Genomic DNA, 22463 nt, shown 5'->3' with positions numbered 1-22463 from the left:
GCGGGTTTTCGCTGTGGGGGAGGTTCAATTATAGCCGTTCGCCTTTCTCCCGCCCTGGCGCGGCGGGCGGGATGGCGAGGCGTGTGAGGCCGCTGTCTTGCAGCACCGCCGGCCATGGAAACAGCGGGCCGGGATCGCGCTTGCGCGGCACGCTCAGCGCCGGATCGTCGCTGGCCGCCACGCGCGCGGTGTCCAGATCCTCGTGGCCGGCGATCTCGCGCAGGTGGGGAAATTCGCTGCGCAGTTGCGCGAGCAGGGCGCGCAGAGTGGCGATCTGCGCGGCGGTATAGGGTTCGGTCATCGCCTGGTGGTGGCTGTCCAGCCAGTCGGGGTAGCGGCCCGTGTTCACCAGTTCGATGCCGATGGATGCTGCGTTCCAGTCGCGCACGTGATGGGCTACACGGGTGCCTGGCACGTAGCGGTACACCGCGCCGTCGCGGTCGATGTAATAGTGGCCGCTGTTGCCGGTGCCGCTGTCGTACAGCACTTTTTCGCCGTAGTCGCGCGCCATGGCGAGGTCGGGCAGCTCGGTGCAGTGGATCACCACCAGGGTCACCGCGCTGGCCGGGCGCTCGGACAGTTTCGCCACATAGGGCAGGGGCTGGTCGTGGATGGCGGGCATGCGGCAAGTCTCGCACGCTGGACAGGTATCATGGGCGTCTCGCCGACCCTTCCGGAGACCGCCATGCGCGGCCAGATCATCCTTTCCCATGGTTCGGGCTCCGGGCCGAACGCCACCAAGATCACCGCGCTCGCGGCGCGTGCCGAGGCGCGCGGCTGGCATACGCAGCGGCCCGACTTTCGCGCGCACGATGCCGGCGGCCCTGCGGACGCCGTCGCGCCGCGCGTGGCGCAGCTGGTTGACGCCATCGCTGCCTGCGAAGTGCCGCCGCTGCTGGTGGGGTCGAGCATGGGCGCGTTCGCCTCCGCGCTGGCCTCGCTCGAGGCGCCGGTGGCGGGCCTGTTCCTGCTGGCCACGCCGGCGCTGGTTCCGGGGCTTGCGTCGCCGCTGAACCTGCGTGCGGGCGTGCCCGCGATGCTGGTGCACGGCTGGCGCGACGAGTTGTGCCTGGTGGCGCCGATCCAGGCCTTCGCCGCGCAACGCCGCTTGCCGTTGTTGCTGCTGGACGACGATCACCGCCTGCTCGCCAGCATGGGCATGCTGGCCGCCGCGTTCGATGCGCTGTTGGAGTCGCTCGCATGACCGCCTATTTCGCCACCTGCCCCAAGGGCATGGAATACCTCTTGCGCGACGAACTCGCCGCGCTGGGTGCGCAAGAAGCGCATGAGGCACTGGCCGGCGTGCATTTTTCCGGCACGCTGGAAACCGCCTACCGCGCTTGCCTGTGGTCGCGCCTAGCCAGTCGCGTGTTGCTGCCGCTGGCCGAGTTCGATGCGGCCACCGACGAGGCGCTCTACGTTGGCGTGCAGGCCATCGATTGGTCGCAGCACCTCGCTGCGCACGCCACGCTGGCGGTGGACGCACACACTGCGCTGAGCAAGCTCACCCACAGCCAGTTCATTGCGCAGCGGGTGAAGGATGCGGTGGTCGACCAGTTCCGCCAACAGGGCGGCACGCGCCCTGGCGTGGACACCGACGAGCCCGACGTGCGGCTCAATCTGCGGCTGAAGCGCGATCGCGCCACGCTCTCGCTGGATCTCGCCGGCAGCCCGCTGCACCGGCGCGGCTGGCGCGAGGTGCAGGGCGAGGCGCCGCTGAAGGAAAACCTCGCTGCGGCCATGCTGCTGCGCGCGCGCTGGCCGGAAATCTACGCACAAGGCGGCGCCCTGCTCGATCCGATGTGCGGCTCCGGCACGCTGCTGATTGAGGCCGCGCTGATGGCGGCCGACGTGGCGCCAGGCTGGCGCCGCGACTACTACGGCTTCCTCGGTTGGCAGCAGCACGACCTCGCGCTGTGGCGCGGCCTGCTGGACGAGGCGCGCCAGCGCGCCGAGGCGGGCCTCACGCAACTGCGCCCCTGCTTCTTCGGTAGCGACCTCGACCCGCGCATGGTGCAGACTGCCAAGCGCAACGCGCAGGAGGCCGGCGTGGCCGGTTTCCTCCAGCTTGAGAAGCGCGACGTGGCGCACGTCGAGCCACCAGCCGGCGTGGAGCGCGGCTTGCTCATCACCAATCCACCCTACGGCGAGCGACTGGGCGAACGCGCGGCCATGCCCGCGCTGTACCACGCACTGGGCGAGCGCCTGCGCACGCAGTTCCCCGGCTGGCGCGCCGCGGTGCTGGCGGGCGATGCGGAGCTTGGCCGCGCGCTGGGCCTCGCCGCCGAGAAAAAGTACGCGCTGTACAACGGCGCGCTGGAAACGCAACTGCTCATCTTCGAGATCCGCGCGCGCGACGCCGCGCCGCGCGAGGCGCGGCCGCTCTCCGCCGGCGCGCAGATGCTGAAGAACCGGCTGGAGAAGAACCTCAAGCACCTGCGCAAGCGCCTCGCGCGCGAAGGCATCGCCTGCTTCCGCGCCTACGATCAGGACCTGCCCGAATACGCCGCCGCGATCGACGTGTACGCGCGCGAGGGCGAAGCGCCGTGGCTGCACGTGCAGGAATACCGCGCGCCGGCCGAGGTGCCTGTCGCCACCGCGCAGCAGCGCCTGCGCGAAGTCGCCCGCGTGGCCGGTGAAGTGTTCGCAGTGCCGCGCGAACATGTGGCGCTGAAGACCCGCGAGCGCGGCAAGGGCGGTTCCAAGTACGGCCAGTTCGACCAGCGCGGCGAATTCGTCGAAGTGGACGAGGGCGGCCTGCGGTTCCTGGTCAACCTCACCGACTACCTCGACACCGGCCTGTTCCTCGACCACCGCCTGGTGCGCGCCAAACTGCGCGAGCTGGCGGCGAACAAGCGCTTCCTCAACCTGTTCGCCTATACCGCCACCGCCAGCGTGTACGCGGCGGCTGGCGGCGCGAAGGACACCACCAGCGTCGACCTGTCGGCCACCTATCTGGACTGGGCCTCGAAGAACCTCGCACTGAACGGTTACACCGGCGCGAAGCACCGGCTGATGCAGGCCGATGCGTTGGCCTTCCTGCGCCAGGATCGTGCGCACTACGGCTTGATCTACGTCGACCCGCCGACCTTCTCCAACTCCAAGCGCGCCGAGGATTTCGACGTGCAGCGCGACCACGTGGCCCTGCTGGAAGCCTGCGGCGAGCGCCTGGTCAACGACGGCGTGATCGTGTTCTCCAACAACTTCCGCCGCTTCAAGCTGGATGCGGAAGCGCTGGCCGAACACTTCGACATCGAGGACTGGAGCGCCGCCAGCATCCCGTTCGACTTTGCCCGCCGCGCCGACATCCACGGCTGCTGGCTGCTGCGGCATCGCAAGCCTGAAGCGGCGCCCAATCCGTGGCGTGATGCGCACGTTAAGCGCTGAAATCTTCAGTGCCGATTAAGCGTTTCGAGTCGAGCATCGAGCCCGCCCCAACGGAGGAGCCAACATCATGACCAAGCGCAATGTAGGGAAGTTTCTGGCCATCGGCCTGGCTGTGGCCGCTGCGGCGGCGATGCCGCTGAGCGCCTCCGCGCACGGTTGGGGGCATGGTGGCGATTGGGGCCGTGGCGGCGGTTGGGGTCATGACGGTGGCTGGCGCCACGGCTGGGATCACGACCACGACGACTGGCACCGCGGTGGTGGTTACCGCCATGGCGGCTACTGGAGCGGCGGCCGCTGGATCGCCGGCGCCATCGTCACCGGCGCCGTGGCTGGCCTGGTCAGCGATGCGCTGGCGCCGCGCACCGTGGTCTATGACAACCCGTCCGTGATCTACCAGCGTGCGCCGGTGGTATACGAAAGCGCGCCGATAGTGACGCGCCGCGTGGTGACCACCCGCACCGTGGTCTACGACGATGGCACCTCCACCCGCTACGTGCGCGACGACGGCGACGATTACGACGGCAACTGACCGCCCGCACACCGGCTCGTCCCGCCAAATCCACCCCGCGCCGCCTTGCGACGCGGGGTTTTTCTTGGGCTGGCTGCAAGGCTCAGTGCCCGCCGGTGCCCTGTCCGAGGGACTTGGCGAGGAAGTCCTGCATGTGCTGGTACAGGTCGGTGCGGTCGTGCTCGGTGTAGAAGCCGTGGCCTTCCTTGGGCTTGCTCAGCCAGACGTAGGGCTTGCCGGCCTTGTCCAGCGCGGCGTGCAGCGCAGTGGCGTTGCGGAAGGGTACGCGCGGGTCGTTCTCGCCGTGCGCGATCAGCACCGGCACGTTGAAACGGTCGAGCATGTACAGCGGGGAGATGGCCTGCGCCGTCGCCTTGTCGCCGATGGCCGTCGCGAAGTAGCGCAAGCCACCGGCGAAGTGGCTGGTGTCGCTGCTTTCCATCCCGATGCTCCAGTCGGAGACGCTGGCATAGTCGATCGCGCATTTGTACAGGCCGGGCGCGACGATGGGCTGCATCAGCGCGAAGTAGCCGCCGAAGCTGGCGCTGTTGTCGCGGGCGCAGCGGAGCGCGGGGTCTGTGGCGTGGTCTCATGCGTGCCTGCTGCAGGAGCTTGCCGGCTGTGGCGATCAGGCGGCTCGGCTACACTGCGCGTTTCACCTGACACTGCGCGGCAGGCATGAGCATTCCCTACGTCGTCCAGATCGATCCCGTCGCCTTCCACCTCGGCCCGGTGCAGGTGCACTGGTACGGGCTGATGTACCTGGCCGGCTTCTTCGCCGCCGCGACGCTGGGCGAATACCGCCGCCGCAAGGGGCGATTGCCGGTGAGCCGCGACGCGGTGAGCGACCTGTTCTTCTACGCGATGATGGGCGTGATTGTGGGCGGCCGCATCGGCTACATGCTGTTCTACTACGCCGGCGGCCTGCGCTGGATCTGGACCGATCCGCTGGCCCTGTTCCGCGTGTGGGACGGCGGCATGAGTTTCCATGGCGGCCTGCTCGGCGTGCTGGCGGCCGGCTTGTGGTGGTCGCGCCGGCACAAGCTGCACTTCATGGATACGGTGGATTTCGTCTCCCCGCTGGTGCCCATTGGCTTGGGCCTGGGCCGGCTGGGCAACTTCATCAACGGCGAGCTGTGGGGCAAGCCCACACAACTGTCGTGGGGCATGATCTTCCCCAATGCGCATGGCGAGGACGTGGCCTATGCCGCCGCGCACCCGGCCTGGCAGGCGCAACTGCAGCAGTGGGGCGCGCTGGCGCGCCAGCCCTCGCAACTGTACGAACTGGCGCTGGAAGGCATCGTGATGTTTGCCGTGCTGTGGCTGGTGTCGATGAAGCCGCGCCGGCGTTATCTCGTCGGCGGCCTGTTCGCGCTGATGTACGGCAGCTTCCGCTTCGCGGTGGAGTTCGTGCGCCTGCCCGACATCCAGCTCGGCTACCTCGCCTTCGGTTGGCTGACGATGGGCCAGATCCTCTCGCTGCCGCTGATCGTGGCCGGGCTGTGGATGCTGTGGATGTCGCGCCGCGCGCCGGTGTTGCCGTTGGCGGAAGGGCAAGCCTGATGCGCGCCTACCTCGACCTGCTGCGCCATGTGCTGGAACACGGCACGGCGAAGATGGATCGCACCGGCACCGGCACGCAGAGCGTGTTCGGCTGGCAGATGCGCTTCGATTTGAACGAAGGCTTTCCGCTGCTCACCACCAAGAAGCTGCACCTGAAGTCCATCGTGCACGAGCTGATCTGGTTCTTGCAGGGCGACACCAACATCGCCTACCTCAAGCAGCACGGTGTCAGCATCTGGGACGCATGGGCCGACGCCAACGGTGACCTCGGCCCGGTGTATGGCAAGCAGTGGCGCAGCTGGCCCACCGCCGATGGCGGCGCGGTGGATCAGATCCGCCAGGTGGTGGACGAGATCCGCCGCAACCCCGATTCGCGCCGGCTGATCGTGAGTGCATGGAACGTGGGCGAGCTGCCGAAGATGGCGCTGCTGCCCTGCCACACGCTGTTCCAGTTCTACGTGGCCCCTTCGGCGGGCGCAGGACAGGCGGGCAAGCTCAGCTGCCAGCTCTACCAGCGCTCCGGCGACATCTTCCTCGGCGTGCCGTTCAACATCGCCAGCTATGCGCTGCTCACCCATCTGGTGGCGCAGGTGTGCGGTCTGGGGGTGGGCGACTTCGTGCACACGCTGGGCGATGCCCACTTGTATGCGAACCACCTGGAGCAGGCGCGCCTGCAATTGACGCGTGAACCACGGGCCCTGCCTCGCCTGGTGCTGAATCCGGATGTGCGCGCGCTGGAAGACTTCCGCTACGAGGACATCGCCATCGAGGGCTACGACCCGCATCCGGCGATCAAGGCGCCCGTGGCGGTGTAAGCGGCTGCCGCAGGCAGCCGCTTACACCGCCACGATCCATGGATGGATCGTCGCCGCGCAAGCACGGCGGAGCCCGATTCGGCTTGGCCGAACCGGGCGAGTTCCGGCCAGGGCAGGAGCCCTTGCCGGAACAAAGACAAGGCGGCCCTTGCTCGACTCCACGCGCCCTCGAGCCCACCACTCGCTACAATCAAGGCATAACCGGGCGGCCTGTTCCGCCCCCGATGCCCGCCTGTCACGCAAGGAATCCCGATGGCCATTTCGCTGATCGCCGCACTCGACGAGAACTTCGCCATCGGCAGCAAGGGCAAGCTGCCCTGGCACCTGCCCGACGACCTGCGCCATTTCAAGCAGCTCACGCTCGAACGCTACGTATTGATGGGCTACAACACCGCCGTCTCCATCGGCAAGGCGCTGCCAAACCGGCACAACCTGGTGCTGTCGCGCCGCCATGAGGCACCGTATCCGGGCCAGGTCACCGTGCGCTCCATCGAGGAGGCGCAGGCGCGCTGCGGCCATTCCGGCCTGCTGGTGATCGGTGGCGGCATGGTGTTCCGCGAGACGCTGCCGCTGGCGCGCCGCCTGTACCTGACCTGGGTGAACGCGGCCATCGGGGGCGCCGACACCTTTTTCCCCGGCGTGCACTTCAGCGAGTGGACGGAAGTGTCGCGCGTGCATCACAAGAAGGATGCGCAGCACGCCTACGACTTCGACATGGTCGAGTACGTGCGCGGCGCGTGAGCCTGTCCGTGATGGCTGCGCCGCTGCACGTGCTGGCCGGTGTCCTGTGCGACGGCGCGGGGCGCGTGCTGCTGGCCGAACGTCCGGCAGGCAAGCAGCTCGCGGGGTTCTGGGAGTTTCCCGGTGGCAAGCGCGAGGATGGCGAGACGCCGCGCGAGGCCTTGTGGCGCGAACTGCACGAGGAGCTTGGCGTGCAGGTGCTCGCGGCCGAGCCGCTGGTGCAGGTACCCTGGTGCTACGCGGCGCGCGAACTCTTGCTGGATGCCTGGCGGGTGACGCACTGGCAAGGCGAGCCGCAGGGGCTGGAGGGACAGGGCTTGCAATGGTGCCTGCCGGCCGAGGTGATGCCGGCCACGCTGGCGCCGGCGGATCGGGAGATCCTCCGGGCGCTGTGCCTCAGCCTTGGTCTTCCGGCAGGCCCTTGAGCCACTGGAACAGTTCGCGGTACGCGCGTGGCGGCTTGTTCGGCGTGGCTTGCTCCAGCCGGGCCTGGCGGATCAGCGCGCGCACGTGCTGGCGATCCACGTCCGGATGCTGCGCGATCAGGTCGGCGAGCACCGCATCGCCGTCCTCGCCCATGAGCCGCTCGCGCAGCGCTTCGAGCCGGTGCATGGCGGCGGTCTCCTGACGCTGGCGCTCGCGATTCTCGCCCAGCGCGGCGCGCACCGCGGCGAAGGCGTCGTCCTCGTGGCGGCGCATCAGCTTGGCGAGGAAGGCGAGCTGGCGCTTGCGCGCCCCGTGCGAGGTGATGCGCCGCACGTTGGCGATCTCCTCGCGCACGTTGTCGGGCAGCTCCAGCTTGGCCAGCCGTGTCGGCGGCAGTTCCACCAGCTGGCCGGCCAGCTCCAGCACATCCAGCGCCTCGCGGCGTTGCTGAGAGCGGCTGGGGCCGTAGTCGGCGTCGTCGAGCTCGGTCTGGTTGCGGCTGCGGCTGGGGCTCACGGTATCGGTATCCGGATCAGGGCTGAGGGTCGAACGCGGAAGGCAGGGTTTCTTCCAGCGCGAAACGGGGGATGGGCTCGCCGTCTAGCTCCACGGTTTCCGTGAACATGGCCAGTGGGCGCACCCACAGGCCGCGCTCGCCGTACATGGCCTGGTAGACCACCAATGCCTCTTCCGTCTCGCTGTGGAGCGCGGTGCCCAGCACGCGGTAGCGCTGGCCCTTGTAGTGGCGATAGAGGCCGGGGACGACCGTCATGGGCTGGCTCCGCGGGGTGTTGCGGGGAGGTGGCATCGCCCCCATGTGGAGACGGCGCGACGTGGATCGTGCATTCTACCTGTTTGGCCCTTCAGGAACCTCCCGTGAGCGAGATCGCCACCGTCCATCCCCGTGCTGCCGACGCCAGCGCCGCCGAGCTGGATCGCCTCGCCGAACTGGCCGGGGACGTGATCCGCCGCGCCCACGCGGCCGGCGCCAGCGCGGCCGAGGTGGCCGCCAGCATCGACACCGGCCTCAGCGTGAACGTGCGCCTGGGCGAGGTGGAGACGGTGGAGCACACCCGCGACCGCGGCTTCGGCCTCACCGTGTACTTCGGTCGGCGCAAGGGTTCGGCCAGCACCGCCGACCTGCATGCCGACTCGATCCAGGCCACGCTGGAGCAGGCCTGCGCCATCGCGAAATTCACCGAGGAAGATCCCTGCGCCGGGCTGGCCGATGCCGAACGCATGGCCACCCGCTTCCCCGATCTCGACCTGTGGCATCCCTGGGCCATCGATACGGCGGCGGCCATCGCGCTGGGCCAGCGCATCGAAGCGGCCGGCCGCGCGCACGCGGGCATCAGCAACTCCGACGGCGCCAGCGTGCAGACCGGCACGGGCCTGTCGGTATACGCCAACTCGCACGGTTTCGTCGGCCGCGAGCGCGGCAGCCGGCATTCGCTGTCGCTGTCGCTGATCGCCGGCGAAGGCGAGCGCATGCAGCGCGATTACTGGTACGACAGCGTGCGTCGCGCGGACGATTTCATGAGCGCGCAGGCGCTGGGCGACAAGGCCGCCGAGCGCACGCTGGCGCGGCTGGACGCGCGCAGCCTCGCCACCTGCGAATGCCCGGTGCTGTTCGCGCCGGAGTTGGCGCGCGGCCTGGTTGGGCATCTGGTCGGTGCGGTGTCCGGTGGTGCGCTGTATCGCCGCGCCAGCTTCCTGCTCGATCACGTTGGCAAGGCGATCATGCCGGCGTGGCTGCACATCGACGAGCGTCCGCACCTGTCGCGCGGCCAGGGTTCGGGCAATTTCGACGCCGAGGGCGTGGCCACCGTCGACAGCGCGCTGATCGAGGGTGGCGTGCTGGCGCGCTACGTGCTGGGCAGCTACTCGGCGCGCAAGCTGGGGCTCAGCTCCACCGGCAACGCCGGCGGCATCCACAACCTGGTGGTGGCGCCGGGCGCGGCCGATGGCGAGGCCAGCGACTTCGCCGGCATGCTGCAGCGGCTGGGCACCGGCCTGCTGGTCACCGAGGTGATGGGGCAGGGCGTCAGCACCATCACCGGCGACTACTCGCGCGGCGCGGCGGGGTTCTGGGTCGAGAACGGCGCCATCGCCTACCCGGTGGAAGGCGTCACCATCGCCGCCAACCTGCGCGAGATGTTCGCCGGCATCCGTGCCGTCGGCACGGACGTCGATCCGCGCTCGCACATCCTCACTGGCGCGATCCTGCTCGACCGGATGACCGTGGCCGGCGAGTGAGTCGCCCGCGCCGGCGCGCCGCCTTCAGCGCTTGTCGTCGCGCAGGAAACGCACGATCACCCGTTGGCCGATGCGCAGTTGCGGCTGCGGCTGATCGAAGGCCAGCACGCATTCCACCGTGCGCGCGTTGGCGCGGATCTGCGGATCGTTCTCCAGCGTGGCCGGGCCGTAGACCTGGCCGATGCGCAGCACGTGCGCGGCCCAGTGGCGGTTTTCGCTGGCGTCATTGCTCACCACGTCGGCGCGCATGCCTGGCTGTACCGCATCGACGAAGCTCTCGTTGAGTTCCGCGCGCACGATGCGCGGCTTGTCCGGCAGCAGGTTGAACAGTGCGCCGGAACCGGGCGACACGCTGGCGCCTGGTTGCGCCAGCACGCGCACCACGGTGGCATCGAGCGGCGCCCGCAGGCTGCGCAGGGAGAGTTCGTACTTGGCCTCGGCGAGTTTCTGCGTGGCCATGGCCAGCGCGGCCACATCGGCGTCGTGCTCGGCGCCGAGCTGGGCGCTGGCCTCGCGCGCGTCGTCCGCGCTCTGACCGTCGCCGGCGCCGGCGGCCACCGCTGCCGCGAGGCGGTCGGCGCGCTGCCGGGCGGCGGTCTGCTTGACGGCGTCGAGCGCCAGCTTGGCTTGGGCCTCTTCACGTTGGGCCTGGGCGGCGTCCACCGCGAGCTGGGCGGGGTGGGCGTCCAGCGTGGCCAACACCTGGCCGGCCTTCACCGCCTCGCCTTCATGCACGGCCACGCTGACCAGCGTGCCTTCGCGCGATGCGCTCAAGGCCAGCTGGCCGCCTTCGATGTCGATGCGGCCACGGGCCACGGCGGCGTAACTGGCCGTTGGTGCATCACCGGCTGGCACCGCCGGCTTCGAGCAGGCGGCGAGCGCAGCGAGCGCGAACGCGAGGGCACAGGGGCGCGCGAGCGATGTCATGGCGAAGTTTCCTTGGTGGCGGCGCGCTGGCGACGGTCGCTGAGGATGCGGCCGTCCTCCATCGCCAGCACGCGGTCGGCATGGGCCACCAGACGCGGGTCGTGGCTGACGCACAGCACGGTGGTGCCGTGGGTGTGGGCGATGGTGTGGAGAATGTCGATCACGATCTGGCCGTTGGCGGCGTCCAGCGCGCTGGTGGGTTCGTCGGCGAACAGCAGCTCGGGCCGCTTGGCCAGGGCGCGGGCGATTGCCACGCGCTGCTTCTCGCCGCCGGAAAGCTCGGCCGGACGCAGCCGGATGCGATGGGCCAGGCCCACTTCCTCCAGCGACAGACGGGCGCGCTCGCGCGCCTCGCCGCGCGACAGGCCGAGGTGGTTCAGCGGCAGCTCCACCTGTTCCAGCGCGGTGAGCGCGGGGAACAGGTTGAAGCCCTGGAACACGAAGCCGGTGTGTTGCAGGCGGAAGCGCTCCAGCGCGCGCAAGTCGAGCTGGCCCAGCTCGCTGCCCAACGCGCAGACGCGGCCGGCGTCCACTTTTTGCAGGCCGGAAAGGATGGCGAGCAAGGTGCTCTTGCCGCAGCCGGAAGGGCCGGAGATCAGGGTGAGCTCGCCCGGTGCGATGCTGAGCGACAGCGCGTTCAGCACTTGGGTGCGCAGCTTGCCGGAGACGAAGGCCTTGCACACGCCTTCGGCCATGATGGCCGGGGCGGTGGCGTCGATGCTGGCGAGCGGCGCGTTCATCGCAGCAGGGTCGCCGGGTCGATGCGGCGCAAGCTGCGCATGGCGGCCATGCCCGAGACGGCGGCCTGACCCATCACCAGCACGATGCAGGCCAGCGCGGCGGCCGGGTTGAGTACCACCGGCACATCCTGGCTGCGCGCCGCGACAAGCAGCAGGGCGCCCAGCACCACGGCGCCAGCGAGCCCCAGTGCGCCCACCCAGAAGGCCTGTTCCAGCACCACCTTGCGCAGCGCGCCCACGCCCACACCCAGCGCGTTCAGCGTGGCGTACTCGCGCACCGAGCCGTTCACCGCGCCGATCAGGGTCTGGCTGGTGATGACCGCGCCGACCAGGAACACGATGCCGGCGAGGAACAGCACGCCGGCGCCAGCGCCGGTGTCGAACAGCCAGTAGCGCACCGAGCGGCGGGCGAAGTCGGCGGCGCTCCAGGTGGTGTACGGACCGAAGGCGGTGTCGCCGCGCAGACGCCGCGCCACCTGGGCGGCCTGGCTGGGGTCGCGCAGTTTGGCGACGAGGTAGGTGGGGCCGTTGTCGGCGGCGTCGGTGTCGAGCTGGCGCGCGGTGTCCAGCGAGGCGATCACGTTGATGCCGCCCAGCCCGCGCAAGCCCTGGCTCACGCCCATCACCCGCACGCGGTGGCCGTTGATGGTGGCGCTCTGGCCGGGCGCCACGCCGAGCTTGTCGAGGTCGGCGCGGTCCACGATCACCGCGTCGGGCTCGGCCAGGCGGGCGCGCAGCGCGGGCGTCAGCGACTTGGCGAACATCAGGCCGTGCGCATCCGGGTCGATGCCGGAGACGAACACCGACACGCCGCCGGTATCGGTCGCGCCGCGCCAGTCGCCATCCACCCACAGGTAGGGTTCGACCCGGGTGACGGCGGGATCCATCAGCACGCGCGCTTCCACGCCGGCGTCGATGGTGCGGCCGGAACCTACGCTCTGGGTGCCGGGGTAGCCGATCCACACGTCGGCGCTGGCGCCGGTGATGTACACGCTGGTGGCGCCGAAGATGCCCAGCACCAGGGCGAGCTGCAGCAATTGCAGCAGGCCGGTAAAGCCTACCGCGAGCATGGCGGGCAGGAAGCGCCGCCACTCGTAGATGAGCGTCTTGCGCGCCAGCGCCACCATCAGCGTGGCGCTCCGGTTGCATGTGCTGCTGCGTCGGCGGGCAGCGGCGCGCCGCCCAGGGCCTTGAACAAGGCCACGTAGGCGAGACTCTGGCTGGCGCGCGCGTCGAGCAGGTCGATGGCGGCTTGGTCGACGGCCAGCTGGCTGTCGGTGAGCGCGAGCGGGCTGTCCAGCGTGAGCCTTACGCGGGTTTGCGTGGCGCGCTGCGCCTGCTGCAACGCCTGCCATGCGGCGAGGCTGGCCTGCGCGCGCTGCGCCTGCGCGCCCAGCGTGCCCAGCGCGGTTTCCACCTCGCCCACGCCTTCGAGCACGGCTTGCCGGTAACCCAGCACGGCGGCTTTCAGCTCATGCGACTTGGCGTGTTCGTTGGCCTTGCGCAGGCCCCAGTCGAACAGCGGGATGTCGAACATCGGGCCGACCGAAGCCAGGCCGTTGGAGACGGTGTGCTTGCGGTTGTTGTTGAGGTCGGTGGACCAGACTATGGACGCGCCCAGACCCAGATTTGGGAAGCGGTCGGCATGGGCCACGCCCAGTTCGCCGGCGGCGCGCAGCACCTCGGCCTCGGCGTGGGCGATCTCGGGGCGCGTGCGCAACAGCTCGGCCGGCGCGCCGGGCAGGCGCCAGGCACCCAGTTGCGGCATCGGGCCACCCTTGAGCCATGCGGGATCGGGGTGGTTCTGGCCCGTGAGCACGGCCAGCCGTTGCGCGGCCTGGTTGATGGCCTGGCGCGGCTCGGCGAGGGCGGCTTGCGCCTGGGCGACCGCGGCGGCGGCCTGTGCCACCGCGCTGGCCGGTGCCAGGCGCAGGCGTCGGCGGGTGGCCAGCAGGGCGTGCTGCCGGACGCGCAGCTCGGCGATCTGTTGCAGCTGTTGCAGTTGGGCCTGGGCGGTGCGCAGCTCGATCCAGTTGCGCACCACCTCGGCCACCAGCGACACGCGCGCGGCCTGCAGGTCAGCCTGGCTGGCCTCCAGCGCGCCGCGGGCTTCGCGCTGTGCCCCCTGGTGGCGGCCGAACAGGCCGAACTCCCAGCTGGCGTCGAAGCCGGCCATCAGGAAGGAGGCGCTGGCGTCGGGGTCGATGGCCTGGCTGGTGCTGGCCTTGAGCGAGGGCAGGTAGGGCGCGCCCGCATGGCGCTGCAGGGTGCGTGCGGCGCGCCAGCGTTCGACGGCCTGCGCCACGTCGAGGTTGTTCGCCAGCGCTTGTTCGACCAGGGCGTCCAGCGCGGTATCCCCAAACACGCGCCACCAACTGCGCAGATCGGCGGGGGTGGCGGCCTGCGCAGCGAGCGCGTGCTGCCACTGCGCCGGGATCGGCGGATCGAGCCGGGGCATCTCCACCGAGCAGCCGGCGAGCACGATGCCGGCGGCCAGCAGGGCGGCACGGACGTGGCGGATGGTCCGGCTCATGCCGGAATCCATGGCGTTGGCGGGAGGCGAGGAAGGCGCAAGGAGTGGTGCCACGGTCAATTCGTAGAGTGGGGGCAGGGCGGCACGCGACCGTGCGTATCTGGCCAAGGATACAGGGCGCAAGGCGCGGCCGACAGGCACGCCGGTGGATCAGTCGATGGCTGCCGCGCCGGCATGCGGGGGAAACCGCACCTCCACGTGCAGGCCGCGCTCCTCGCCCAGCTGGTAGACCACCTCGGCGTGATGGCGCTCGGCGATGCGCTGCACGATGGCCAGACCCAGACCGCTGCCTTCCTCGTTGGTTCCCGGCGCGCGGAAAAAACGCTCGCTGAGCCGGGACAGCAGCTCCGGCGGCACGCCGGGGCCGTTGTCTTCCACCGCCAGCGCGGCGCCACCGCCCGCCAGCGCTTGCACGCTGACGGTGACGATGCTGCCGCGGCCGGCGTAGCGCAGCGCGTTGTCGATGAGGTTGTCGAGCAGGTCATGCAGGCTGGCAGCATGGCCGAGGATGCTTAGCGCCTGCTCAGGGCCGTCGTAGCCAAGGTCGATGCCGGCCACCAGCGCCTCGTGCACGCGCTGCGCCACCGCCTCGGGGATCAGCCGGGTGAGGTCGATCGCCCGCAGTTCGGCGGTGTCCGTGGCCGGCGACTGCGCGCGGGTCAGGGCGAGCAGTTGGGCGGTGGTGCGCGCCGTGCGCCGGGTGAGCCGCTGGATATGGCCCAGCGCCTCGCGCATGGCGGCGGGGTCGCTGGTTTCCAGTGCGTGCTCCACCTGCAGGCCCAGACCGGTGAGCGGCGTGCGCAGCTGATGGGCCGCATCGGCGATGAAGCGGTCGTGCAGCGCCAGCATGCTGCGCTGGCGGGCGAACAGCGCGTCGATGGTGCGGGTGAGCGGCAGGATTTCCTGCGGCACGTCCGGCCCGCCGATCGGGGTGAGTTCGTGGCTGCGGCGGGCGAGGCGCTGGGTCAGCGGGTCGAGCACGCGCAGGCCGTGGCTGACGCCGAACCACACCAGCAAGAGCGTGCAGACGATCAGCAGCGACTGGGTGAGGATGGCCAGCACCAGGATGCTGCGCGCCTGCGCGTGGCGGACGTGCAGGGTCTCGGCCACGGTGATGACGAGGGTGTCGTGCGGGTGGTTGGCTGATCGCATGCTCAGCGTGGCCGCGCGCAGCGGGCGGCGGCCCATCTGCATCGCCGTCAACACGGGCGGCGCCCCGGGCGCCGGCACCACGGCCGGGCGCGGCAGGTGCGCATTGCCGGCGATCAGGCCGCGCTGGCTGCTGACGATGCTGAAATAGCCTTCGCCGGTGGGGTCGTACTGCAGCAGGAAACGCGCCTGTGGCGAGAGCTCGCCGCCCAGTTGCTCGCTGCTCATCATCTTGGCCAGCGTGAGCGCGTCGTTGCCGAGGTCGCGGTCGTGCACGTGGTTGGAGTAGCCCAGCGCCACGCCGTAGGTGAGCGCGATGTCCAGCAGCAGCAGCACCGCCACCGGGATCAGCAGGAAACCGAGCAGGCGCCGGCGCAGGCTGGGGCGGCGGGCGGGATGGTGGCTCATGGGCGGCTGCCGTCCTCGCCGGCTTCTTCGAGCAGGTAGCCCAGGCCGCGGATGGTGCGCACACCGGTGCCGCTGCCTTCCAGCTTGCGGCGCAGGCGGTGGATGGCGATGTCCAGGCCGTTGTCGGTGAGCTCCTCGTCCCAGCTGCACAGCGCCTCCACCAGTTGCGCGCGGCTGGTGACGCGGTCGGCGCGGCTGGCCAGCGCTTCGAGCAGGCCGAATTCGCGCGCGGTGAGCTCCAGCGGCGCCTCGTCCACCCAGGCGCGGTGGCCGGGCAGGTCGAGCCGCAACCGGCCCAGCCTCAGTTCGGGTACGCCCTGGCTGCTGGATCGGCGCAGCAGGGCGCGCACGCGCGCCTCGAACTCGGCCAGCGCGAAGGGTTTGACCAGGTAGTCGTCGGCACCGAGGTCGAGCACGCGGATGCGCTCATCCAGGGCGTCGCGCGCGGTCACCACCAGCACCGGCACGCCGGTGCCGCGGGCGCGCAGCCGACGCAGCACCTCGCTGCCGTCCAGTTGCGGCAGGCCCAGGTCGAGCACCAGCAGGTCGTAGTCGTGGTCGCGCAGCGCGGCGTCGGCCAACTGGCCGCTGGCCACGTGATCCACCGCGTGGCCGCCATGGCGCAATGCGGTGCCCACGCCATTGGCGATGGAGGCGTCGTCTTCGGCCAGCAGGATGCGCATGTGTCTGGAGCCCTTGGGCACGGGTGGCGAAAACGTTAGCTTGCCACGACTTGCCCGCCTGGCGGTTCAGCGGTGTGGCCGGCGCTCAGCCGCAGGCGACGCGGTGCGGCTCGCGGTGGGGCGGGTAGTAGGCGAACACGCGGGTGTCACTGCCAAAAAACGTCAGGTCATCGACGTGTTCGCCACCCAGCCGTCCAGCCACGCGGTCGGAGGCGTCGTTGCCGCTGCGGATCAGGCTGATGACGCGCGGCGCGTGCAGGTGGCGCCAGGCGAAGGCCAGTGCCGCCTCGCCCGCCTCGGTGGCGTAGCCGTGGTGGCGGTGTTCGGGCTTGAGCATCCAGCCCAGTTCGAGATCGGGCCAGCCTTCCGGGCGCATCAGGCCGGCGCGGCCGATGAAGTCGCCCGTATCCTTCAGCTCCAGCGCCCACATGCCGTAGCCGCGCAGCTGCCAGTGGCCCAGCAGCATGGCCAGTGAGCGCCAGGCGCTGGCGCGATCCAGCGGTTGCCCATCGCCGACGTAGCGGGTGCTTTCCGGATCGGCCAGCATGGCGGCGTAGTCGTCGAAGTGGCGCTCGGCCAGGGCGGTGAGGCGCAGTCGCGCGGTTTCGAGGGTGGGGATGGCGATCATGGCGAATCAGGATGCATGCGCCGTGCCACCGAGCAGTTTGAGCAGGGCATGGGTGCTGGTGGCGAGGCTTTCGGCCCAGGACCAGCCGACGATCGCCGCCCCGGTGACCGCGTCGGAAAAATCCTCGGCCTCGCCGGGTGGCAGCAGGTGGCGATAGTCCACCGTGATCTCGCCGCCGGCCGGCAGGTCGGCCAGCGCGAACACGAAGCCAAGGTGCCACAGGCCGGTGGGCGCGAAGCTGTGGTTGATGTAGCACTCGTCCGGCCAGTCCGGCGACACCGTGTAGCGATCCTCGAACCAGCGCGCGCTGGCGTACTTCAGCTGCGCCATGTCCGGCCCGGCCAGCTCGGTTTCGCGCCAGGTGCGGTCGATCTGGTCGGGCGCGGCGAGGATGCTGCCGGCGCGCGCGGCTTCGTCGAGGAACAAGCCCTTGCCGGCGCCGGCAATGCGCGAAGGGGCGATGTGGTAGCGCGGCAGGATCATGGTGCGACTGGCGAGCGAAAGGGCGCCAGTGTAGGGCAGGCGGGGGCAGGCGCGGCGGCTTGCTAGAATGACGGTCTTTCCCACGCTCTGGAGCTGTCATGGATACCGCCCGCCTTTCCCGTTTCGTCGGCAAGCTGTGGGACGACGAGATCGTGCCCAAGCTGGTGGACTACATCCGCATCCCCAACAAGTCGCCGATGTTCGACAAGGAGTGGAAGGCGCATGGCCACATGGACGCGGCGGTGAAGCTGATGGGCGACTGGGCCAAGTCCAAGCTGGCCGCGCTGCCGGGCGCCACGCTGGAGGTGCTGGAGCTGGAAGGTCGCACCCCGCTGATCTATATCGAGGTGCCGGGGCAGGGCGACGACACCGTGGTGCTGTACGGCCACCTCGACAAGCAGCCGGAAATGACCGGCTGGGCGGAAGGCCTGGGCCCGTGGACGCCGGTGCTGAAGGGCGACAAGCTCTACGGCCGTGGCGGCGCCGACGACGGCTACGCGATCTTCGGCTCGCTGGCGGCGCTGCTGGCGCTGCAGGAACAGGGCATTCCGCACGCGCGCTGCGTGGTGCTGATCGAGGCCTGCGAGGAGTCGGGCAGCTACGACCTGCCGTTCTACGTGGATCACCTGGCCAGCCGCATCGGCAATCCCTCGCTGGTGGTGTGCCTGGATTCGGGCTGCGGCAACTACGAGCAGCTCTGGCTCACCACCTCGCTGCGCGGCATGACCGGCGGCAACCTCACCGTGCAGGTGCTGGACGAGGGCGTGCACTCGGGCGACGCCTCCGGCGTGGTGCCGTCCAGCTTCCGCATCCTGCGCGAGATCCTCTCCCGGCTGGAAGACCCGGAAACCGGCGCGATCAAGCCGAAGGAGCTCTACGTCGAGATCCCCGCCCAACGCGTGCAGCAGGCCCAGCACGCGGCGGCGGTGCTGGGTACCGACATCTACAGCAAGTTCCCCTGGGCCGCAGGCATGCAGCCGGTGACCAAGGAGCTGCCCGAGCTGGTCTTGAACCGCACCTGGCGTCCGCAGCTGGCGGTGACCGGCATCGGCGGTATCCCGCCGCTGGACAGCGCCGGCAACGTGCTGCGCCCGTTCACCGCGGTGAAGCTTTCCCTGCGCGTGCCGCCCACGCTGGACGCCAAGGCCGCCGGCCAGTTCCTCAAGCAACTCCTGGAAAAAGACCCGCCCTACGGCGCCACCGTCACCTTCGACCTGGAAAAGGATGGCAGCGGCTGGAACGCGCCGGCGCTGTCGCCGTGGCTGGAGCAGGCGGTGACCGAGGCCTCGCAGCACCAGTTCGGCGCGCCGGCCACCTACATGGGCGAAGGCGGCTCGATCCCGTTCATGGGCATGCTGGGCGAGAAATTCCCCAAGGCGCAGTTCCTCATCACCGGCGTGCTCGGCCCGCACTCCAACGCGCACGGCCCCAACGAGTTCCTGCACATTCCCACCGGCAAGCACGTCACCGCCGTGGTGGCCGAGGTGGTGGCGAAGCATTACGCGCAAGGCGCCAAGGGCTGACGTATCAGGCCTTGCGACGGCGGCCGGTCAAGCTGGTGCGGACACCTTAGAAGGAGCTTTTCATGGCCAAGGCCAAGACCGCCTACGTCTGCACCGAGTGCGGCGCCGAGCATCCGAAGTGGCAGGGCTCCTGCGTGGAATGTGGCGCATGGAACACGCTGTCCGAGATCGTGCTGCAACCGGCGGTGAAATCGGCCGGTGCGGCGCGCGGTGGCTATGCGGGCAAGGCCGCGGGGGCGCCGCAGGTGACACCGCTCACCGCGGTGATGGCGAGCGCCGAGGTGCGTTCGCAGACCGGCATCGGCGAGCTGGATCGCGTGCTGGGCGGCGGCCTGGTCGACGGTTCGGTGGTGCTGGTGGGCGGCGATCCTGGCATCGGCAAGTCCACCCTGCTGCTGCAGATGCTGGGCACGCTGGGCGCCGCACTGCCCAGCGTCTACGTCACCGGCGAGGAATCGCTGGCGCAGGTGGCGGCACGCGCGCAGCGTCTGGGGCTGCCGCTGGAACCCCTGCGGGCACTGGCCGAAACCTGCATCGAGCGCATTCTTGAACAGGCCGTGGCGGCGCGCCCGCGCGTGCTGGTGATCGACTCGATCCAGACCATCTGGACCGAGCTGCTCACCGCGGCGCCGGGTTCGGTGTCGCAGGTGCGCGAATCGGCGGCCAAACTCACGCGCTATGCCAAGGAAACCGGCACCAGCGTGTTCCTGGTCGGCCACGTCACCAAGGAGGGCGGCATCGCCGGCCCGCGCGTGCTGGAGCACATGGTGGACGCGGTGCTGTATTTCGAGGGCGAGTCGGGTTCGCGCTTTCGCGTGCTGCGCGCCTTCAAGAACCGCTTCGGCGCGGTGAACGAACTGGGCGTGTTCGCGATGTCCGACAAGGGGCTGCGCGAGGTTCCCAATCCGTCGGCGATCTTCCTTTCCGCGCATGCCGGCCCCACGCCGGGCAGCGCGGTGATGGTGACGCGCGAAGGTACGCGGCCGCTGCTGGTCGAGGTACAGGCGCTGGTGGATCAATCCTCGCTGGGCAATCCGCGCCGCGTGGCGCTGGGGCTGGAGCAGAACCGCCTCGCCATGCTGCTGGCCGTGCTGCATCGGCACGGCGGCGTGGCCGCCTACGACCAGGACGTGTTCATCAATATCGTGGGCGGCATCCGCGTGCAGGAGACGGCGGTGGACCTGCCGGCACTGCTGGCCGTGCTCTCCAGCCTGCGTGACCGGCCGCTGCCGGAAAAAACCGTGGCCTTCGGCGAGGTGGGCCTGTCCGGCGAAATCCGCCCGGTGCCGAACGGCGAGGAACGCCTGAAGGAGGCTGCGCACCACGGCTTCCGCCGCGCCATCGTGCCCAAGGCGAACGCGCCCAAGTCCGGCCGCGTGGGCGAGTTGGAGGTGATCGGCGTGGAGCGTCTGGTGGAGGCGATCGACGCCTGCCGCTGAGCGCCTTGCTCCCCTCTCCCTTCGAGAGAGGGGTTGGGGGAGAGGGTGCGGACTTGCATCGAGGCTGGGGTGATCGGCGGCACCCTCTCCCCCAGCCCCTCCCCCGCAAGCGTGGGAGGGGAGCCGAGCAAGCACGCAAAAAAGCCGGCCAAGGCCGGCTTTTTCGTGACGCGCGATGAAACCGGCTTACGCCAGTTCGCGGATCTTCGCGTTCAGGCGGCTCTTGTGGCGGGCGGCCTTGTTCTTGTGGATCAGGCCACGCGAGGCGTAGCGATCCATCACCGGCTGGGCAGCGGCGAAGGCTTCCACGGCGGCAGCCTTGTTCTTCGCCTCGATGGCCTTGACGACCTTCTTCAGTGCGGTGCGCACCATGGAACGGGCACTGATGTTGCGCAGGCGGCGCTGCTCAGACTGGCGCGCACGCTTCTTCGCGGACTTGATGTTGGCCAAGGTAGAACTCCCGAATCGCGGGTTGCGGGTTGAAGAAAGAGGCGAATTATGCTGTCAGAGTGCGCTTGCGTCAAGCGTGCGGCCAACTGTCAGCGGCGCCGCGCCCGTGAACGGTCATGCACGGGCCGTGATCTTGCCAGCGGCGGCTGTCAGACTGTGCGCCCTCGTTCGCCGATCGGGATGTCGTTCCGGCATGAAGTCACCCAGCATGTTCCGTGGCTTGCTCTCCTTCAGCAGCATGACCATGGTGTCGCGCGTGCTTGGGCTCGTGCGCGACATGTCGCTGAACGCGGTGTTCGGCGCCAACGCGGTCACCGATGCGTTCTGGGTGGCCTTCCGTATCCCCAACTTCATGCGCCGGCTGTTCGCGGAGGGCTCGTTCTCCACCGCCTTCGTACCGGTGTTCACCGAGGTGAAGGAGCGGGGCACGCATGCGGATCTGCAACGGCTGATGGCGCGCGTCTCCGGCACGCTGGGGGTGGTGCTGCTCGCCATCACCGCGCTGGGCCTGGTCTTCGCGCCGCAACTGGCCACGGTGTTCGAGCCGGGGGCGCTGAACGAGCCGGACAAGCTCGAACTCACCATCGACCTGCTGCGGCTCACCTTTCCGTTTCTGCTCTGCGTGTCGATCACCGCGCTGGCGGCCGGTGCGCTGAACAGCTTCCACCATTTCGCGCTGCCGGCGTTGGCGCCAGTGATCCTGAACCTCTGCATGATCGTCGGCGCGCTGTGGTTGTCGAAGCATCTGGCCGTGCCGATCATGGCGATGGGCTGGGCGGTGCTGGCGGCGGGCGTGCTGCAGGTGCTGTTCCTGCTGCCCGCGCTGGGCAAGCTCGATTTGCTGGTGTGGCCGCGCTGGGGCTGGGCCTACCCCGAGGTGAAGCGCATCCTGAAGCTGATGGTGCCGACCCTGTTCGGCTCCTCGGTGGCGCAGATCAACCTCTTGCTGGACACGGTGATCGCCTCGCTGCTGGTCACCGGCTCGCAGAGCTGGCTGTCGCTCTCCACGCGCTTCCTCGAACTGCCGCTGGGCGTGTTCGGCGTGGCGCTGGGCACGGTGGTGCTGCCGGCCTTGTCACGTCATCACGTCAGCACGGATCGAGCGGGCTTTTCGCGCGCGCTGGACTGGGGACTGCGGCTCACCTTGCTGATTGCCGTGCCGGCGATGTGTGCCTTGCTGATCCTTGCCGGGCCGCTGGTGTCCACGCTGTTCCAGCATGGCCGCTTCAACGCCTTCGACACGCACATGTCCACGCTTTCCATCGTGGCGCTGGTCTGCGGCTTGCCGGCCTACGCGCTGGTGAAGGTGCTGCTGCCGGCGTTTTACGCGCGGCAGGATACCCGCACGCCGGTGCGGGCCGGGGTGGCGGCGCTGGTGGTCAACATGCTGTGCAATGGTCTGTTCATCGCCTTGCTGTACGTGCTGTGGGCGCCGGTCGGCGTGCGTGGGGGTGGCTGGCTGGCCGGCATCGCCCAGGTGCCCGGCCTGCACCTGGGGCTGGGTATCGCCAGCGCGGTTTCCAGCTATCTCAACTTTGCGCTGTTGTGGCATTGGCTGAAGGCCGCCGGCGTGTACCAGCGGCAACCGGGTTGGTTGCGGCACTGGACACGACTGGTCGTGGCTTGCGCGGCGATGGTGGCGGTGCTGCTGCTGGGCCGCTGGCTGTGGCCGAACTGGAACCATGTCGGCACGCTCATCCGGGTCTGGCGCCTGACGGCGCTGGTGGTCGTGGGCGGGGCCAGTTACGTGGCGGTGCTGTTTGCGCTGGGCTTCCGGCTGCGTGACTTGCGGGTGGGTTGAGGC

General features: G+C 69.7%; 23 protein-coding genes and 1 pseudogene. 11 read left to right on the top strand and 13 right to left on the bottom strand.

The window, feature by feature from the left end; genetic code table 11:
- Nucleotides 1-28: 28 nt before the first annotated feature.
- Entirely contained in the window at nt 29-622 is a 594-nt protein-coding gene (locus tag AC3WQA_RS05535; RefSeq protein WP_492674078.1) for an N-acetylmuramoyl-L-alanine amidase, read from the bottom strand.
- A gap of 63 nt (nt 623-685) precedes the next feature.
- Here AC3WQA_RS05535 and AC3WQA_RS05530 point away from each other — a divergent pair, with 63 nt between their 5' ends.
- From AC3WQA_RS05530 to AC3WQA_RS05520, 3 genes are all read left to right on the top strand, one after another.
- A complete protein-coding gene (locus tag AC3WQA_RS05530; protein ID WP_492674077.1) occupies nt 686-1204 on the top strand; it encodes an alpha/beta fold hydrolase in 519 nt (172 codons plus the stop codon).
- Complete coding sequence (rlmKL, locus tag AC3WQA_RS05525) at nt 1201-3387, top strand: bifunctional 23S rRNA (guanine(2069)-N(7))-methyltransferase RlmK/23S rRNA (guanine(2445)-N(2))-methyltransferase RlmL (RefSeq protein ID WP_492674076.1); 2187 nt, start codon at nt 1201-1203, stop codon at nt 3385-3387. Before AC3WQA_RS05530 ends, rlmKL begins: the two co-directional genes overlap by 4 nt.
- Before the next feature lie 67 nt (nt 3388-3454).
- A complete protein-coding gene (locus AC3WQA_RS05520; protein WP_492674075.1) occupies nt 3455-3916 on the top strand; it encodes a hypothetical protein in 462 nt (153 codons plus the stop codon).
- A gap of 82 nt (nt 3917-3998) precedes the next feature.
- Here the strand turns inward: AC3WQA_RS05520 and AC3WQA_RS05515 are convergent.
- Nucleotides 3999-4427 (bottom strand): annotated as a pseudogene (locus AC3WQA_RS05515) (alpha/beta hydrolase family protein); the annotation flags it as partial.
- Nucleotides 4428-4573: 146 nt separating this feature from the next.
- Here AC3WQA_RS05515 and lgt point away from each other — a divergent pair.
- The 4 genes from lgt to AC3WQA_RS05495 all read left to right on the top strand — a co-directional run bounded on the left by lgt (nt 4574) and on the right by AC3WQA_RS05495 (nt 7439).
- A complete protein-coding gene (gene lgt, locus AC3WQA_RS05510) occupies nt 4574-5458 on the top strand; it encodes a prolipoprotein diacylglyceryl transferase (protein ID WP_492674074.1) in 885 nt (294 codons plus the stop codon).
- Nucleotides 5458-6273, top strand: a complete 816-nt coding sequence (locus AC3WQA_RS05505; RefSeq protein WP_492674073.1) for a thymidylate synthase — start codon at nt 5458-5460, stop codon at nt 6271-6273. The genes lgt and AC3WQA_RS05505 overlap by 1 nt, the downstream gene beginning before the upstream one ends.
- Nucleotides 6274-6525: 252 nt before the next feature.
- Nucleotides 6526-7014, top strand: a complete 489-nt coding sequence (locus AC3WQA_RS05500; protein ID WP_492674072.1) for a dihydrofolate reductase — start codon at nt 6526-6528, stop codon at nt 7012-7014.
- Complete coding sequence (locus AC3WQA_RS05495) at nt 7011-7439, top strand: NUDIX domain-containing protein (RefSeq protein ID WP_492674071.1); 429 nt, start codon at nt 7011-7013, stop codon at nt 7437-7439. The genes AC3WQA_RS05500 and AC3WQA_RS05495 overlap by 4 nt, the downstream gene beginning before the upstream one ends.
- Here AC3WQA_RS05495 and yjgA read toward each other — a convergent pair.
- Nucleotides 7411-7956 (bottom strand): ribosome biogenesis factor YjgA, encoded by a 546-nt coding sequence (gene yjgA / locus AC3WQA_RS05490; RefSeq protein ID WP_492674070.1) that lies wholly within the window; start codon nt 7954-7956, stop codon nt 7411-7413. The two genes, AC3WQA_RS05495 and yjgA, sit on opposite strands and share 29 nt — an antisense overlap.
- Nucleotides 7957-7972: 16 nt before the next feature.
- A complete protein-coding gene (locus AC3WQA_RS05485) occupies nt 7973-8212 on the bottom strand; it encodes a DUF1653 domain-containing protein (RefSeq protein ID WP_492674069.1) in 240 nt (79 codons plus the stop codon).
- Between the two features lie 113 nt (nt 8213-8325).
- Here AC3WQA_RS05485 and pmbA point away from each other — a divergent pair, with 113 nt between their 5' ends.
- The gene (pmbA, locus tag AC3WQA_RS05480; RefSeq protein WP_492676324.1) at nt 8326-9696 is read left to right on the top strand and encodes a metalloprotease PmbA; all 1371 of its coding nucleotides are present in this window, start codon (nt 8326-8328) and stop codon (nt 9694-9696) included.
- Nucleotides 9697-9720: 24 nt separating this feature from the next.
- On the opposite strand, the gene AC3WQA_RS05475 is transcribed toward pmbA, so the two are convergent.
- From AC3WQA_RS05475 to AC3WQA_RS05440, 8 genes are all read right to left on the bottom strand, one after another.
- Nucleotides 9721-10623: an efflux RND transporter periplasmic adaptor subunit gene (locus AC3WQA_RS05475; protein ID WP_492674068.1), complete on the bottom strand. Its 903-nt coding sequence runs from the start codon at nt 10621-10623 to the stop codon at nt 9721-9723.
- Nucleotides 10620-11363, bottom strand: coding sequence for an ABC transporter ATP-binding protein (locus AC3WQA_RS05470; RefSeq protein ID WP_492674067.1), 744 nt, complete (start codon nt 11361-11363; stop codon nt 10620-10622). The genes AC3WQA_RS05475 and AC3WQA_RS05470 overlap by 4 nt, the downstream gene beginning before the upstream one ends.
- Complete coding sequence (locus AC3WQA_RS05465) at nt 11360-12490, bottom strand: ABC transporter permease (protein ID WP_492674066.1); 1131 nt, start codon at nt 12488-12490, stop codon at nt 11360-11362. Before AC3WQA_RS05465 ends, AC3WQA_RS05470 begins: the two co-directional genes overlap by 4 nt.
- Nucleotides 12490-13896, bottom strand: a complete 1407-nt coding sequence (locus AC3WQA_RS05460) for an efflux transporter outer membrane subunit (protein WP_492674065.1) — start codon at nt 13894-13896, stop codon at nt 12490-12492. The genes AC3WQA_RS05465 and AC3WQA_RS05460 overlap by 1 nt, the downstream gene beginning before the upstream one ends.
- A 150-nt stretch (nt 13897-14046) precedes the next feature.
- Nucleotides 14047-15453 (bottom strand): sensor histidine kinase, encoded by a 1407-nt coding sequence (locus AC3WQA_RS05455; RefSeq protein ID WP_492674064.1) that lies wholly within the window; start codon nt 15451-15453, stop codon nt 14047-14049.
- Complete coding sequence (locus tag AC3WQA_RS05450; RefSeq protein WP_492674063.1) at nt 15450-16136, bottom strand: response regulator; 687 nt, start codon at nt 16134-16136, stop codon at nt 15450-15452. The genes AC3WQA_RS05455 and AC3WQA_RS05450 overlap by 4 nt, the downstream gene beginning before the upstream one ends.
- Before the next feature lie 85 nt (nt 16137-16221).
- Nucleotides 16222-16764: a GNAT family N-acetyltransferase gene (locus AC3WQA_RS05445; protein ID WP_492674062.1), complete on the bottom strand. Its 543-nt coding sequence runs from the start codon at nt 16762-16764 to the stop codon at nt 16222-16224.
- A gap of 6 nt (nt 16765-16770) precedes the next feature.
- Nucleotides 16771-17247: an SET domain-containing protein gene (locus AC3WQA_RS05440; RefSeq protein WP_492674061.1), complete on the bottom strand. Its 477-nt coding sequence runs from the start codon at nt 17245-17247 to the stop codon at nt 16771-16773.
- Nucleotides 17248-17345: 98 nt separating this feature from the next.
- Here AC3WQA_RS05440 and AC3WQA_RS05435 point away from each other — a divergent pair, with 98 nt between their 5' ends.
- Both AC3WQA_RS05435 and radA read left to right on the top strand, forming a co-directional pair.
- Nucleotides 17346-18770: a M20 family metallopeptidase gene (locus AC3WQA_RS05435; protein ID WP_492674060.1), complete on the top strand. Its 1425-nt coding sequence runs from the start codon at nt 17346-17348 to the stop codon at nt 18768-18770.
- Between the two features lie 62 nt (nt 18771-18832).
- Nucleotides 18833-20209, top strand: a complete 1377-nt coding sequence (gene radA, locus AC3WQA_RS05430; protein ID WP_492674059.1) for a DNA repair protein RadA — start codon at nt 18833-18835, stop codon at nt 20207-20209.
- A 186-nt stretch (nt 20210-20395) separates the two neighbouring features.
- Here the strand turns inward: radA and rpsT are convergent, their stop codons facing one another.
- Nucleotides 20396-20659, bottom strand: a complete 264-nt coding sequence (rpsT, locus tag AC3WQA_RS05425; RefSeq protein ID WP_492674058.1) for a 30S ribosomal protein S20 — start codon at nt 20657-20659, stop codon at nt 20396-20398.
- Nucleotides 20660-20852: 193 nt separating this feature from the next.
- On the opposite strand from rpsT, the gene murJ reads away from it, so the two are divergent.
- A complete protein-coding gene (gene murJ / locus AC3WQA_RS05420; protein WP_492674057.1) occupies nt 20853-22460 on the top strand; it encodes a murein biosynthesis integral membrane protein MurJ in 1608 nt (535 codons plus the stop codon).
- Nucleotides 22461-22463: the final 3 nt, after the last annotated feature.

Source organism: Rhodanobacter sp. FW106-PBR-R2A-2-24 (genome assembly GCF_058789615.1).
The sequence above is the reverse complement of the archived record's forward strand: the minus strand, read 5'-3'. Positions and strand labels throughout refer to the sequence as shown.